Origin of the sequence: Streptomyces sp. NPDC057253 (genome assembly GCF_042669125.1) — a bacterium.
Taxonomy (GTDB): Bacteria; Actinomycetota; Actinomycetes; order Streptomycetales; family Streptomycetaceae; genus Streptomyces.
Window position 1 is genome coordinate 105,928 of sequence record NZ_JBHUXV010000013.1, and the last position, 14,643, is coordinate 120,570.

Annotated in this window: 12 protein-coding genes; 7 read left to right on the forward strand and 5 right to left on the reverse strand. The window is 73.3% G+C overall.

The window, feature by feature from the left end; translation table 11 throughout:
- Positions 1-29: 29 nt before the first annotated feature.
- From ACFULQ_RS10165 to ACFULQ_RS10175, 3 genes are read right to left on the reverse strand one after another with little or no spacing between them, the layout of a single operon-like run.
- On the reverse strand, positions 30-932 hold the full coding sequence (locus tag ACFULQ_RS10165; RefSeq protein WP_383540787.1) for a metal ABC transporter permease: 903 nt from the start codon (positions 930-932) through the stop codon (positions 30-32).
- Positions 932-1,714 (reverse strand): metal ABC transporter ATP-binding protein, encoded by a 783-nt coding sequence (locus tag ACFULQ_RS10170; RefSeq protein WP_383540790.1) that lies wholly within the window; start codon positions 1,712-1,714, stop codon positions 932-934. The genes ACFULQ_RS10165 and ACFULQ_RS10170 overlap by 1 nt, the downstream gene beginning before the upstream one ends.
- A complete protein-coding gene (locus ACFULQ_RS10175) occupies positions 1,711-2,658 on the reverse strand; it encodes a metal ABC transporter solute-binding protein, Zn/Mn family (protein ID WP_383540793.1) in 948 nt (315 codons plus the stop codon). Before ACFULQ_RS10175 ends, ACFULQ_RS10170 begins: the two co-directional genes overlap by 4 nt.
- Positions 2,659-2,790: 132 nt before the next feature.
- On the opposite strand from ACFULQ_RS10175, the gene ACFULQ_RS10180 reads away from it, so the two are divergent.
- The 4 genes from ACFULQ_RS10180 (at position 2,791) to ACFULQ_RS10195 (ending at position 6,859) form a co-directional block, all read left to right on the forward strand.
- Complete coding sequence (locus ACFULQ_RS10180; protein WP_383540796.1) at positions 2,791-4,173, forward strand: glycine--tRNA ligase; 1,383 nt, start codon at positions 2,791-2,793, stop codon at positions 4,171-4,173.
- Between the two features lie 114 nt (positions 4,174-4,287).
- Positions 4,288-5,295, forward strand: coding sequence for an aldo/keto reductase (locus ACFULQ_RS10185; RefSeq protein ID WP_383540798.1), 1,008 nt, complete (start codon positions 4,288-4,290; stop codon positions 5,293-5,295).
- A 28-nt stretch (positions 5,296-5,323) separates the two neighbouring features.
- Positions 5,324-5,917: a TetR family transcriptional regulator gene (locus ACFULQ_RS10190; protein ID WP_383540801.1), complete on the forward strand. Its 594-nt coding sequence runs from the start codon at positions 5,324-5,326 to the stop codon at positions 5,915-5,917.
- Between the two features lie 36 nt (positions 5,918-5,953).
- Positions 5,954-6,859 (forward strand): UTP--glucose-1-phosphate uridylyltransferase, encoded by a 906-nt coding sequence (locus ACFULQ_RS10195; protein WP_383540804.1) that lies wholly within the window; start codon positions 5,954-5,956, stop codon positions 6,857-6,859.
- 3 nt (positions 6,860-6,862) lie between these two features.
- Here the strand turns inward: ACFULQ_RS10195 and ACFULQ_RS10200 are convergent, their stop codons facing one another.
- Both ACFULQ_RS10200 and ACFULQ_RS10205 read right to left on the reverse strand, forming a co-directional pair.
- Positions 6,863-7,069: a hypothetical protein gene (locus ACFULQ_RS10200; protein WP_383540806.1), complete on the reverse strand. Its 207-nt coding sequence runs from the start codon at positions 7,067-7,069 to the stop codon at positions 6,863-6,865.
- An 86-nt stretch (positions 7,070-7,155) separates the two neighbouring features.
- Complete coding sequence (locus tag ACFULQ_RS10205; RefSeq protein WP_383540809.1) at positions 7,156-8,583, reverse strand: MFS transporter; 1,428 nt, start codon at positions 8,581-8,583, stop codon at positions 7,156-7,158.
- Between the two features lie 110 nt (positions 8,584-8,693).
- Between ACFULQ_RS10205 and ACFULQ_RS10210 the strand changes: the two genes are divergently transcribed.
- The 3 genes from ACFULQ_RS10210 to ACFULQ_RS10220 all read left to right on the forward strand — a co-directional run bounded on the left by ACFULQ_RS10210 (position 8,694) and on the right by ACFULQ_RS10220 (position 14,642).
- The gene (locus tag ACFULQ_RS10210; protein WP_383540838.1) at positions 8,694-9,593 is read left to right on the forward strand and encodes a helix-turn-helix domain-containing protein; all 900 of its coding nucleotides are present in this window, start codon (positions 8,694-8,696) and stop codon (positions 9,591-9,593) included.
- 136 nt (positions 9,594-9,729) lie between these two features.
- Entirely contained in the window at positions 9,730-10,338 is a 609-nt protein-coding gene (locus tag ACFULQ_RS10215; protein WP_383540812.1) for a hypothetical protein, read from the forward strand.
- On the forward strand, positions 10,335-14,642 hold the full coding sequence (locus tag ACFULQ_RS10220) for an HAD-IC family P-type ATPase (protein WP_383540814.1): 4,308 nt from the start codon (positions 10,335-10,337) through the stop codon (positions 14,640-14,642). Before ACFULQ_RS10215 ends, ACFULQ_RS10220 begins: the two co-directional genes overlap by 4 nt.
- Position 14,643: the final 1 nt, after the last annotated feature.

The window sequence follows — 14,643 nt, forward strand, 5'->3', positions numbered from 1 at the left end:
GCCATTGTGCCAGCCCGGCCTGTGCCTGGTCAGACGCCGGCCGTGCCCTCCGGCTCCCGAGTGGCCGGAATTGCACACTCCGCGGGGTCCCCGGCCGGCTGCCGGGCGGCCGCCGCGCGGGCGCGGCGCCTGGCCAGCGGGGTGGCGAGGGCGGTCAGCAGGATGAACGCGGCGATGGTCAGCAGCACGATCGTCGCACCGGGCGGCACGTCCTGGTAGTACGAGGTCACGGTGCCGCCGATCGTGACCGTCACCCCGATCGCGACCGCGATCGCGAAGGTGGCCGCGAAGCTCCGGCTGAGCTGCTGGGCCGCCGCCACCGGCACCACCATCAGCGCGCTCACCAGCAGCAGTCCGACCACCCGCATGGCGACGGTCACCGTGACCGCGGCCGTGACCGCGGTGAGCAGGTTGAGCGCCCGCACCGGAAGTCCGGTGACCCGGGCGAACTCCTCGTCCTGGCTGACCGCGAAGAGCTGCCGGCGCAGGCCCAGGGTGACCAGCACCACGAACGCGGCCAGCACGCAGATCGCCGTCACGTCCGACTCGGAGACCGTGGACAGTGAACCGAACAGGTAAGAGGTCAGGTTGGCGTTGGAGCCGCCGGGCGCGAGGTTGATGAACATCACGCCGCCGGCCATACCGCCGTAGAAGAGCATCGCGAGGGCGATGTCACCCCGGGTCTTCCCGTACCAGCGGATCAGCTCCATGAGGACCGCGCCGAGCACCGAGACCAGGGTCGCCATCCACACCGGCGACCAGGAGAGCAGGAAGCCGAGGCCGACGCCGGTCATCGCGACATGGCCGATGCCGTCGCCCATGAGGGCCTGGCGGCGCTGGACCAGGTAGATGCCGACGGCGGGGGCGGTGATGCCGACCAGGACGGCCGCGAGCAGGGCCCGCTGCATGAAGGCGTAGTCGAGGAGGTCCATCAGCTCAGCAGTCCTGTGCGCATCGGCTCGTGCTCGGGGGAGTGGGGGTGGACGTGGTCGTGGCCCGGCAGGGCGTGCTGGCCGACCGCGCGTGGGGGAGGGCCGTCGTGCAGGACGCAGCCGTCCCGCAGGACGACCGCGCGGTCGATCAGCGGCTCCAGGGGGCCGAGTTCGTGCAGCACGAGCAGGACCGTGGCGCCCTGGGCCACCTGCTCCTTCAGCGTCCGCGCCAGCACCTCCTGGCTGGCCAGGTCCACGCCCGCCATCGGCTCGTCCATGATCAGCAGTTCGGGTTCGGCGGCGAGGGCGCGGGCGATCAGGACGCGCTGGTGCTGGCCGCCGGAGAGGGCGTTGACGGAGTCCTTCGCGCGGTCCGCCATGCCGACCAGCTCCAGGGCCCGGCGCACGGCCGCGTGGTCGGCCTTGCGGAGCATGCCGAAGCGGGCGCGGGAGAGCCGACCGGAGGAGACGATCTCGGTGACGGTCGCGGGGACCCCGCCCGCGGCGGTGGTGCGCTGCGGGACGTAGCCGATGCGGGCCCAGTCGCGGAAGCGGGCGCGCGGGGTGCCGAAGAGCTCGATCTCCCCGGCGGACACGGGCACCTGGCCGATGATCGCGCGGATCGCGGTGGACTTGCCGGAGCCGTTGGCCCCGAGCAGCGCGACGACCTCACCGCGCTCCACGGTGAGGTCGATACCGCGCAGGACGGGGCGCGAGCCCAGGTCGGCGCGGACCCCGCGCAACGCGATGGCGGGCTCGGTCATGCCGTCCTCCGGTGTCATTTCGCTCCCAGGGCGCTCTGGAGCGCCTTGAGGTTGGCTTCCTGGACCGAGAAGTAGTCCTTGCCGCGGGACTTGGCGGTGATGCCCTCGATCGGGTCGAGGACGTCCGTCTTCAGCCCGGCGTCGGAGGCGATGGTCTTCGCGGTCTTGTCGCTGACGAGCGTCTCGTAGAACACGGTGGTGACGCCGTCGGCCTTCGCCATCCTCTCAAGGTCCCTGACGCGGTTGGCGCTGGGCTCCGACTCGGGGTCGAGGCCGTTGATGGCCTCCTCGGTGAGGCCGTAGCGCTCGGCGAGGTAGCCGAAGGCGGCGTGGGTGGTGATGAAGACCTTGGAGTCGGTGTTCCTCAGCCCGTCCTCGAACTGCGTGTTCAGGGCGTCGAGCCTCTTCACCAGGGCCGCGGTGTTGGCCTTGTAGGCCGCCGCGTGGTCCGGGTCGGCCTTCTCGAAGGCGGCACCGACGCCCTGGGCGACCTCCGCGTACTTCACCGGGTCGAGCCAGATGTGGGGGTCCTTGCCGCCGGCTTCCTCGCCGTGTTCGTCGTCGTGCTCGGCCGCGTGGCCGCCGACCTCGTTGCCGTGCTCCTCCAGGGAGGTCAGCGTGGCCGCGTCGATCGTGGTCCCGACCCCGGACTGGGCCACCGCCTCGTCGACGGAGGGCTGGAGGTTCTTGAGGTAGAGCACCGCGTCGGACTCCTGGAGCTGCGCGGTCTGCTTGGCGCTGATCTCCAGGTCGTGCGGCTCCTGGCCGGGCTGGGTCAGGCTGGTGACGTGCACGTGGTCTCCGCCGATCTGCTCGGCGAGGAAGGCCATCGGGTAGAAGGACGCGACGACGTCGAACTTGTCGGTGTTGCCCGCGGCGGCGCTGTCGGTGGAGCACGCGGAGAGGGCGGCGAGGGCAGCGGCGGCGGCGACCGCGGGTATCAGGCGTCGTCGTACGTTCATGACAGTCATTTTCATCAAATATGGAAACCGTTGTCAACAAAGCCTCGGACCGCGAACCGATTTGATACCGGGGGTGGAAGCGCCGGTAACCTGAGGCATTCGCTGCCGTCCATTCGTCATGAAGAGAGCACCGTGGCCGCCGACAAGATCGACACCATCGTCAGCCTGAGCAAGCGCCGGGGCTTCGTTTTCCCCTGTAGTGAGATCTACGGCGGTCAGCGCGCCGCCTGGGACTACGGACCGCTGGGTGTCGAGCTCAAGGAGAACCTGAAGCGTCAGTGGTGGCGCTACATGGTGACGTCGCGTGAGGACGTGGTCGGTCTCGACTCGTCCGTGATCCTGGCCCCCGAGGTCTGGGTCGCCTCCGGTCACGTGGCCACCTTCACCGACCCGCTGACCGAGTGCACCTCCTGCCACAAGCGGTTCCGCGCGGACCACCTGGAGGAGGCCTACGAGGCCAAGCACAAGCGCGCCCCGGAGAACGGCCTGGCGGACGTGAACTGCCCCAACTGTGGCAACAAGGGCCAGTTCACCGAGCCCAAGCAGTTCTCGGGTCTGCTCTCCACCCACCTCGGCCCGACCCAGGACACCGGCTCGGTCGCCTACCTGCGTCCGGAGACCGCGCAGGGAATCTTCACCAACTTCGCCCAGGTGCAGGTCGCCTCGCGCAAGAAGCCGCCGTTCGGCATCGCGCAGATGGGCAAGTCCTTCCGCAACGAGATCACGCCCGGCAACTTCATCTTCCGCACCCGCGAGTTCGAGCAGATGGAGATGGAGTTCTTCGTCAAGCCGGGCGAGGACGAGAAGTGGCAGGAGTACTGGATGGAGCAGCGCTGGAACTGGTACACCGGCCTGGGCCTGCGCGAGGAGAACATGCGGTGGTACGAGCACCCGAAGGAGAAGCTCTCCCACTACTCCAAGCGCACCGCCGACATCGAGTACCGCTTCCAGTTCGGCGGCAACGAGTGGGGTGAGCTGGAGGGTGTGGCCAACCGCACCGACTACGACCTCACCGCCCACTCCAAGGCCTCCGGCCAGGACCTCGTCTACTACGACCAGGAGGCCGGCGAGCGCTGGACGCCGTACGTCATCGAGCCCGCGGCCGGTGTCGGCCGCGCGATGCTGGCGTTCCTGCTCGACGCCTACGTCGAGGACGAGGCCCCCAACGCCAAGGGCAAGCTGGAGAAGCGCACGGTGCTGCGCCTCGACCACCGTCTCGCCCCGGTGAAGGTCGCGGTCCTGCCGCTGTCCCGCAACGCCGAGCTGTCCCCGAAGGCCAAGGGGCTCGCCCAGGCGCTGCGCCAGCACTGGAACATCGAGTTCGACGACGCCGGTGCGATCGGCCGCCGCTACCGCCGCCAGGACGAGATCGGTACGCCGTACTGCGTCACGGTCGACTTCGACACCCTCGAGGACAACGCGGTGACGGTCCGCGAGCGTGACTCCATGAAGCAGGAGCGGGTCTCCCTCGACCAGATCGAGGGCTACCTCGCGGGGCGCCTCGTGGGCGCCTAGTCCCCGACCGGAACGCCGGGTGGGCCATGTCGGCCCGCCCGGCGTTTTTTCATGCCTGGGGGTGACAGCTGACAGATATTGAAATCTGTCAGCTGTCATGCCAGAGTGGAGCGCATGACGATACGCACCCGAACCCTCGGCACCACCGGCCCCCAGGTCTCCGCCCTCGGCCTCGGCTGCATGGGCATGTCGCCCATGTACGGCGACGTGGACCGCACGGAGTCGATCGCCACGATCCACGCCGCCCTGGAGGCGGGCGTGACCCTGCTCGACACCGGCGACTTCTACGCCATGGGCCACAACGAGCTGCTGATCGGCGAGGCCCTGCGCACCGCCCCCGCCGCCCGCCGCGAACAGGCCCTGCTGAGCGTGAAGTTCGGTGCGCTGCGCGGCCCGGGCGGTGAATGGTCGGGCTACGACGGCCGCCCCGCCGCCGTGAAGAACTTCGCCGCGTACTCCCTCCAGCGCCTCGGCGTCGACCACATCGACGTGTACCGCATCGCCCGGCTCGACCCCGACGTCCCCATCGAGGAGACGGTCGGCGCGATCGCCGAACTGATCGAGCAGGGCTACGTCCGCCACGTGGGCCTCAGCGAGGTCGGCGCCGAGACCATCCGCCGGGCCGCCGCCACCGCGCCCATCGCGGACCTCCAGATCGAGTACGCCCTGATCTCGCGCGGCATCGAGGAGGAGGTCCTGCCGACCACCCGTGAACTGGGCATCTCCATCACCGCCTACGGCGTCCTGTCCCGCGGCCTCATCTCCGGCCACTTCTCCGCCGACCGGCAGCTGGCCGCGAACGACTTCCGGGCCCACTCGCCCCGCTTCCAGGACGGCAACCTCCAGCACAACCTGAACCTCGTCGAGGCGCTCCGGAAGATCGCCGAGCAGAAGGGCGTCACCGTGGCGCAGATCGCCATCGCCTGGGTGCTGTCGCGGGGCGAGGACATCGTGCCGCTCGTCGGCGCCCGCACCCGGGAGCGGCTCGCGGAGTCGCTGGGCGCCCTGGACGTCGTACTGGACGCCGACGACCAGCGCGCGATCGAGGACGCCGTGCCGGCCGACGCTGCGGCGGGCGAGCGCTATCCGGCCGCGCAGATGACCCACCTGGGCAGCAAGTAGCGGCCACCGTGCCAGGTACCGTCAGGACATGGCACCGACCACCGAGACCCTGACCGCCGAGCGCATCCTCGAAGCCACCGAGGAGGTGCTGCGCCGGCACGGCCCCGCGAAGGCCACCGTGGTCGACGTGGCCCGCGCGCTCGGCGTCAGCCACGGCAGCGTCTACCGCCACTTCCGCACCAAGGCCGCGCTCCGCGAGGCGGTCATCAAGCGGTGGCTGGACCGTACCTCCGAGGCCCTCGCCGGCATCGCCGCCGACGAGGACCGGGCGCCGGGGGACCGGCTGCGCGACTGGCTCGCCGCCCTCTTCGAGGCCAAGCGCCGCAAGGCGTACGACGATCCGGAGCTGTTCGCCACCTACATGGTGCTGACCAGGGAGGCCGGCTCGGTGGTCGACGAGCACATCGACGACCTCACCGGCCAGCTCACCCGGATCATCGAGGCGGGAGTCGCCTCCGGTGCCTTCGCCGCCGGGGACCCGGCGGCCGAGGCCCGCGCCGTCTTCCAGGCCACCGGCCGCTTCCACGACCCCGCGTACTTCACCGTGTGGCAGCTGCCGGAGGCCGACGACGACTTCGCGACGCTGGTGGAACTCCTGCTGAGGGCCCTGCGCACGGACTAGAGTGTGCCGCCCGGCCGAAGAGAGGCGAGCGCGCCGATGTCCCCGACCATCCGCAGGGCCGTGATCCCCGCCGCCGGCCTCGGCTCCCGGCTGCTGCCGCTGACCAAGGCGACGCCGAAGGAGATGCTCCCGGTCGGCGACAAGCCGGTCGTCGAGCACACCGTGCGGGAGCTGGTGGACTCCGGCATCACCGACATCACCATCGTGGTCTCCGGCGGCAAGTCCCTGATCCAGGACCACTTCCGCCCCAACCCCGCCCTGGTCGAGCAGCTGCGCGCCGACGGCAAGACGGCCTACGCGGACGCCGTCGAGGAGATCGCCGAACTGGCCCGCCGGGGCCACATCACCTACCTCGACCAGCACGGCCCCTACGGCAACGGCACCCCGGTCCTCAACGCCGCCCGCTCCTTCGGCGACGAACCCGTCCTCGTGCTCTGGCCCGACGACGTGTTCGTGGCCGAGGTGCCGCGCGCCCAGCAGCTCATCCGCGCCTACGAGCAGACCGGCTGCCCGGTCCTCGCCCTTCTGCCGATGGACCCCACCGAGTCCCAGCGCTACGGCGTGCCCGTCGTGCAGGAGGACCTCGGCGGCGGCACCCTGCGCATCACCGGCCTGGTCGAGAAGCCCGACCCCGCCGCCGCCCCGTCCGCCTACGCGGCGATCGGCGGCTACGTCGTCACCCCGGGCATCATCGACGAACTGCGCGAGCGCACCCGCCGCTGGTACGAGCACCGCACCGGCGAGATCTACCTGACCGACGCCATCAACGCCTACGCGGCGACCCGGGCGGTGTACGGCCAGGTCATCCAGGGCCGCTGGTACGACACCGGAAATCCGGCCGACTACCTGGTGGCCCAGATGGCGCACGCCCTGGCCCACCCCGAGTACGGACCGCTGCTGCGGGGCCTGGTCGCCGACCTGGACACCCCCGACGGCGCCTGAACCTCACCCCTCCGCCGGATCCACCGTGGCCTGGTGCGCCTCGGCCAGATGCTCCTCCGCCTTCAGCCAGGGCAGGAACTGCGCGGCCCTGCGCCAGCCGCAGGTCTCGCATCTGATCATGCGTTGCGGGCCCTTGCGCAGCACATGGACGACGTGCTCCCGCCCGTGCTGGTCCCAGCGGCTCACCTTGCTCGTGTTCGTCTGCAACATGTGCCTCGCCTCCGGCAAGGAGTGTGCAGCAAGAACAACATCAACAGCAGTATCTTCACGGGGCGTTCGCCGCGACTTGAGCCGCGTCAGGTCATCGTGCGCGGCAGCCGCAGGCTCAGCACGCCCGTCAGCGCCACCCCGGCCAGCTGCACGAGCAGGGTCGTCACCAGGGCGTCCCGCATGCCCAGACCCGGCACCAGGGCGAGGAAGAGGCTGCCCAGCGTGGCCACGCCCAGCGCCAGCGAGGCCTGCTGGGTGGTGACCATCACGCCGCTGCCCACCCCGGCCCGCGCGGGCGGCACCTCGGACAGCACGAGCCGCAGCACCACCGGGAGCTGGAGCGCCTGGCCCACCCCGGCGATCGCACCGCCGGGCAGCAGGGCGAGCAGGCCCAGGTCGGGCCAGGAGAGCCGGGCGGCCAGGATGATCAGGCCGAGACCGACCCCCTGGATCAGCGCGCCCGCGGTCACCACCCGGGTGCCGTAGCGGGCGATCAGCCGGGGCCCGGCGATCGACGTGAACAGGAAGGTCACCGCCAGCGGGACCAGGGCCAGGCCCGCCTGGACCGGGCTGCGGCCCGCGCCCTCCTGGAGCGCCACCGCGATCACGAACATGAAGCCGGAGAAGCCCATCGAGAAGGGCACGATCAGGACCAGGCCCCGGCGCAGCGACACCAGCGCGAAGAGGCTCGGCGGCACCAGCGGTGTCCGCCCCGCGCGGTCCGCCCGGCGCTCCACCGCGAGGAACGCCCCCGCCAGGAACGGGAACGCCGCCAGTGACAGCCACGTCCACAGCGGCCAGCCCGCCGCCCGGCCCTCGGTCAGCGGGGCCAGCAGCGCCAGCAGGGACGCGGCGAGCAGGACCGTGCCGGGGCCGTCCACCGGCTCCGGGCGCGGGGAGCGGGTCTCCGGGATCGTACGGGCCGCGAGGAGCAGGCCGACGACTACGACCGGGACGTTCACCAGGAACGCGGCCCGCCAGCTGGTGCCCGCGATGTCCGCCGCCACCAGGACACCGCCGAGGATCTGGCCCGCCACCATCGCGAGGCCCGCCGTGGCGCCGTAGAGGCCCATCGCACGGGCCCGGCGGGGTCCGGCGGTCGCCGACTGGATGGTCGCGAGCACCTGCGGCAGCATCGCGGCCGACGCGGCGCCCTGGGCCACCCGGGCCGCGACCAGCGCCCACGCGCTCGGCGCGAGCCCGCACGCCAGCGAGGTCAGCCCGAACGCGGCCATACCGCCCAGGAACATCCGGCGCCGCCCGAACAGGTCGCCCAGCCGGCCGCCGAGGACGAGGAGGACGGCGTACGCCAACCCGTAGCCGGCGACGACGAGTTCGAGGACCGACTCGCTCGCGGACAGGTCGGCGGCGATGGTGGGCAGCGCCACGTTGACGATGAAGAAGTCGATCAGGGGCAGTGCCGCGGCGAGCAGCACCGTGAACAGTCCGAGGCCGCCCAGCCCGGCCGGCGCGGCGGGGCGGACGAGGTGTGGAGTGGTGGTTTCGGTGGTCACGCCGTCGAGCCTGCGCCTGTCCGCAGAGGGGTACCAGAGTGTTCTTATCCTGGTAGAAGAACCACCTGGCAACAGGGTCCCGGTGGAGGCAGGCTGGAGGCATGACGACCATGGCCCAGGAGACCGTCGTACCGCGAACCGCCCCGCCGGCGGCCCCTTCCGTCTCCGAGGTCCGGCGCCATGAGGTCGCCGCCTTCCTGCGCCACCGCCGCGAGCACCTCACCCCCGAGCAGGTCGGTCTGCCCCGCGGCCGCAGGCGGCGCACCCCGGGCCTGCGCCGGGAGGAGGTCGCCCAGCTCTCCGCGGTCGGCGTCACCTGGTACACCTGGCTGGAGCAGGCCCGGGACATCCAGGTGTCCGTGCAGGTCCTGGACGCCCTCGCCCGCGCGCTGCTGCTGGACCCGAGTGAGCGCGCGCACCTCTTCCAGCTCGCCGGCGCGGTCGACCCGACCCCGGCCACCGCCTGTCCGTCGATCACCCCCGCGATCCGGCGGCTGTTGGAGCAGCTGGAGCCGGTCCCGGCCTGCGTGCAGAACAGCCGCTACGACATCCTCGCCTACAACCGCACCTACGGCCTGCTGCTGTGCGACCTGGACGCGGTGCCGCCCGAGGACCGCAACTGCCTGGTCCTTTCCTACACCCACGACGACTGGCGCTCCGCGATCGTCCACGTGGCCGAGGCCCAGCGCCTGATGACCGCCCGCTTCCGTGCCACCATGGCCGGGCACCTCGCCGAGCCCGGCTGGAAGATGCTCCTGAAGCGGCTGCGCACCGAGTCCGCCGAGTTCCGCGAGGTCTGGGACCGGCACGAGATCGTCGAACACCGCAGCCGTCGCAAGGAGTTCATGAACCGGTACGTCGGCCGGGTCACCGTTGACCACACCGACCTGTGGCTCGGCCCGGAGGCGGGGCCGCGCATGGTGACCTACGCCCCGGCCGACGAGGAGTCCCGGCTGCGACTGGAGAAGCTGCACGCGATCGCGCTGGAGCGGGCCGCCCCGGTCGCGTGAGGGAGCCCGGCGCCGGTGGCGAGCCCCGCGGGACGCGGTCCGGCCCGGTCCGGGGGGGTGAGGGTGCCGCGTCCGGGCACTCGGGCGGTCCGAAGGTGAGACCCCCCACAGGCGAGCAAGTCGGGCGAGGCGAATCATGGCCGAGCAGAAGTCGTCGCAGCAGGCAGCGCACACGTACACGTCCCCGGAGAAGGAACAGGGGAATCAACGGCAACAGCTTCCGCAGCCGCTGCGGGCGGCCGTGTCGGTGCTGGGCAAGGTCCCCGGTGCCGGGACGGTGGGCCGGGTGGCCGAGGGAACCCTGGACCGGGTCGCGGCGGTCTCCCCACGCGGCCGACGGCTCGCGGTGTACGCCGGCGCCGGCGTGCTCGGCGTCGCGGGCATCGTGGAGTGGCCGATCGCGGTCACCGGGGCGGCGGTGGCCTGGCTGACCCAGTCGCGGCCGGAGGAGCGGGAGGACCAGGAGGACGACGGCGACAGGCCCACACCGCGAGTACTGGCCTCGACCCATGGAACGCCGTCTTCTGGGGCGGCGGGCTCACCGGGTACGGCGTCTTCGGGGCCGTCGGGTTCGGCGGGTACGGCGTCTTCGGGGCCGTCCGGTTCAGCGGGGCCGTCCGCCGCTGACGAGTCGCGTGAGGCTTCCGTCGCCTCGTCGCCGTCGGACAAGTTGCCCGTGCACGAGACGGCCTCGCCGACCGGTCCCCGTGGCGGGGCGCGAGGCGCCGCCGGGGACCGGCGATGAGCCGAGGGCTGCTCACCCGCCCCACGACAGCCGCCGCGGGCCTCGTCCTGGCCGGTCCCCGTCTGCTCGCCAGGGGGACGCCCGCCGCGGTCGGCGCCGCCGCCGGCGCGGCGGCCGGAACGGCCCGGGCCGGCGTACGCACCGCGGACTTCGCGGCCCGCGCGGCGAGGGCGGCCCGCGCGGCCCTCCCCGGCGCACCCCAGGACTGGCGAGCGGGCCAACGGGTCCACGTGTCACTGCGCGCGGACGACACGGGCGAACGCGCGGAGAAGACGGGCGAACGCGCGGAGGAGGCGGGCGAACGTGTGGCACACCGCGCTCGCCGTCTCGCCGCCGCTCTGGCCGAGCACTCCGACATCGCCCTCGCCTACTGGGACGGCGGTCTGGGGCGGCTCGTCGTCACCGCTGTCGAGGGCGTGGCCGCCGACTGGGTCGAGGACCGGGTCGCCGAGCTCGCCGAGCGGCACGGACTGGTGGCGGGCGGACCGGACATCGAGGAGCCGGCCCACCCCGGTGACCCCGGCTCCGTGCGGACCGCCGCCATCGCGCTCGGCGCCGACGCCGTCGGGGTCGTCGCCGCCGTCACCGGGTCCGCGCTGCGGTTGCAGGCCTCCCCGCGGCCGCTGACCGCGGCGGTGATGCTGCTGAGGGAGAGCCCCGGCTTCCGGGGCTGGCTGCGAGGCCGGCTCGGAGACGCCCGGACCGACGTGGCGCTCGCCGTCGTGAACGCCGCCGTGCACGGCGCGGGGCAGAGCCCCACCTCCCTGCTCCTCGACGGCACCCTCCGCGCCTGCCAGCTGACGGAGGCCATCGTGCGGACGGCCACCTTCGAAGCCGTCCACGACGACCTGTGCGTCCCCGACCGGGACAGCGTCCCCGCGGACCAGGCCCTGCGCCCGCCCCCGCTGCCCTCACCCGCCCAGGAGTACGCGAGCCACGCCTCCGCGGGCAGCTTCGCCGGCGCCGTCGCCGCGCTGCTCGTCAAGCACGACGTGACCGAGGCCGCGGAGGCCGTCCTCTCGGGCTCCCCCAAGGCCGCCCGCTACGGCCCCGCCGTCTACCACGCCGTACTGAGCGCCGCCCTGTCCCGCACCGGCGTCCTGGTGCGGGACCCGGAGCGGCTGCGCCTGCTGGAGACCGTAGGCACCGTCCTCCTGCACCCGAGCGCCCTGCGCACCCCGGGCGCGGGCGCCGACCCCTGGGCCGAACCCGTGCTGGACGCGGCCCGCCGCGCAGGACTGCGGGTCGTCGTCGTGGACGACCCCGCCCTCGCCGACTTCACCGGCCTCGCCGACCAAGTCGTGTCAGCGGAACGGCCGTTGAGCCAGGTCGTCGCCCAACTCCGCGACGAGAGCGAGGACGGGGGCGGCGTCCTCACCGTCGGCCGCCCTCACGACCCCGACCTCGTCGCCGGACTCCTCCGCGGCGATGTCGCCGTCTCCCTCACCGACGGCGGCAGCGCGGTCGCCTGGGGTGCCGACGTCCTCGCCCCGCACGGACTCCCCGACGTCTGGCGGCTGTTGGCCGCCGTGCCGGAGGCCCGCGCGGTCGGCCGCCGCTCCCAGACCCTGGCCCGCTCCGGGGCCGCCCTGTCCGGACTCCTCGTCGCCGTCGGCGAGTCGGGCCGCGGCGGCCGCCGTACGGCACTCCCCGGCCTCCGGCACGCGCCCGTCGACGCGGCCGCGGCCGCCGCGCTGTTCACCGGCACCCGCGCCGCCCTGCGCGTCGCGGCCACCGGCCTGCCGCACCCCCGGCCCCGGGTGCCGTGGCACGCCCTGGACCCGGACGACGTACGCGAGCGGCTGGAGCGGGACGCGCCCCCGGAGCCCACGCTCGTCGAGCAGACCACCGCGCGGGTGCGCACCGCCGCCGACACCGTCGTACGACTGCCCGTGCTGGCCCCCGCCAGATGGTCCGCGCAGCTTGCCAGGGCCGTGCGCGGGGAGCTGGACGACCCGCTCACCCCCGTCCTGGCGGTCGGCTCGGCCGCCTCCGCGATCCTCGGCTCGGCGATGGACGCCCTGCTGGTGGTCGGCGCCCTCGACCTGAACGCGCTCGTCGGCGGGCTCCAGCGGCTGCGCGCCGAGCGGGCCCTGTCCGGGCTGCTCGCCCAGCAGAAGCAGAAGGCCCGGGTGGCGGAGGAGGACCGCGACGAGGAACCGCACGTGGTCGACGCGGCCAGGCTCAGCCCCGGTGACGTCATCGAACTGAGCCTGGACGACGTGGTGCCCGCCGACGCCCGCCTCCTGTGGGAGGACGGCCTGGAGGTCGACGAGTCCGCGCTGACCGGCGAATCCCTCCCGGTGGCCAAGTCCACCGACCCGAGCCCGCGCGCCCCCGTGGCCGAACGGCACTGCATGGTCTTCGAAGGGACGACGGTGGTCGCCGGACACGCCCGCGCGGTCGTCGTGGACACCGGCGAACGCACCGAGGCCGCCCGCGCCGTCGCGCTCGCCGCCCGCACCCCGGCCGCCGCCGGAGTCCAGGCCCGGCTCCAGGAACTCACCCGCAAGGCACTGCCGTTGACGATGGCCGGCGGCGCCGCGGTCACCGGGCTCGCCCTGCTGCGCGGCACACCCCTGCGGCAGGCCGTCAGCGGGGGAGTGGCGGTCGCGGTGGCCGCCGTACCGGAAGGGCTGCCGCTGGTCGCCACGGTGGCCCAGCTCGCGGCCGCCCGCCGGCTCAGCGCCCACGGCATCCTGGTCCGCGCCCCGCGCACCCTGGAGGCGCTCGGCCGCATGGACACCATCTGCTTCGACAAGACCGGCACCCTCACCGAGAACCGGCTGCGCCTGGTCCGGGTCGCCGGTCCGGACGGCATCGCCCACACCCTCGACGAACCCGGCGTCGACGGCCCGTTGCGCGTCGCGGCCCGCGCCTGCCCGCAGCTCAACGGCGACTCCGGGGATCGCCCGGCGCACGCCACCGACGAGGCCGTCCTGGACGCGGCCGCCCCCGACGAGCACTGGACCCAGCTGGAGGGCCTCCCCTTCGAGGCCGCCCGCGGCTACGCGGCCGCCGTCGGACACAGCGGCGAGGACACCCCGGTCCTGGTGGTCAAGGGCGCCCCGGAAACCGTCCTGCCGGCCTGCGCCGGCCTTCCCGCCGACGCCGAGGACCGGGCCCACTCCCTCGCGGCCGACGGCCTGCGGGTCCTGGCCGTCGCCCGCCGTCCGCTCGACGGCGCCGCCCAGGCCGTACTCGAAGAGCCTTTGCGGGACCTGGAGTTCGTGGGCCTGCTCGCCCTCGCCGACGTCCCCCGGGAGACCTCGCCGGCCCTGGTGCACGGGCTGCGCGAGGCGGGCGTACGGCCCGTCGTGCTGACCGGCGACCACCCGCGGACCGCCCACGCCATCGCCACCGACCTCGGCTGGCCCGAGGACGCCACGGTCGTCACCGGCGACGAGCTCGCCGCCGCCGACCGCACGGCCCGCTCCAGGATGCTGCGCGACGCCGATGTGGTGGCCCGGGTCGCGCCCGAGCAGAAACTCCAGGTCGTCGAGGCCCTCCGAGACGCCGGCCGGGTCGTCGGCATGGTCGGCGACGGCGCCAACGACGCGGCCGCCATCCGCGCCGCCGACATCGGCGTAGGCATCAACGCCCGCGGTTCGGCCGCCGCCCGCAACGCCGCCGACCTCGTCCTCACGGGCGACGACCTCTCCGTCCTCATCGAGGCGGTCCGCGAGGGCCACGCCCTGTGGCACAGCGTCGCCGACGCCATCGCCATCCTCATCGGCGGCAACGCGGGCGAGGTGGGCTTCGGCATCCTCGGCACCCTCCTGTCGGGCGCCGCGCCCCTGTCCACCCGCCAGATGCTCCTGGTGAACCTCTTCACCGACCTGTTCCCGGCGATGGCGGTCGCGGTGACCCCCACGGAGAAACCGGCCGAGGGCAACCCGTCGGTCGACACGGTCCTCGGCCCCTCCCTCACCCGCCAGATCCGCGCCCGGGCCCTCACCACCTGCCTCGGCGCCACGATCGCCTGGCTCATCGGCCGCTTCACCCCCGGCACGGCCCGCCGCTCGACGACGATGGCCCTGTGCGCGGTGGTCGGCACCCAGCTCGCCCAGACCTGGACCGACCGCAAGGAGAGCCCCCTGGTCCGCGTGACGTCCCTGGGCTCGGCGGCGGTCCTGTTCGCGGTGGTGGAGACACCGGGAGTGAGCCAGTTCTTGGGCTGCACACCGCTGGGCCCGGTGGCGTGGGCGGGGGTGGCGGCGGCGATCGGCCTGGCGGTGGCGGGGCAGCGCTTTGTGCCTGCGGTGGAGCGAACGGTACGAGACCGACTCGGCTGGGTTGACTGAC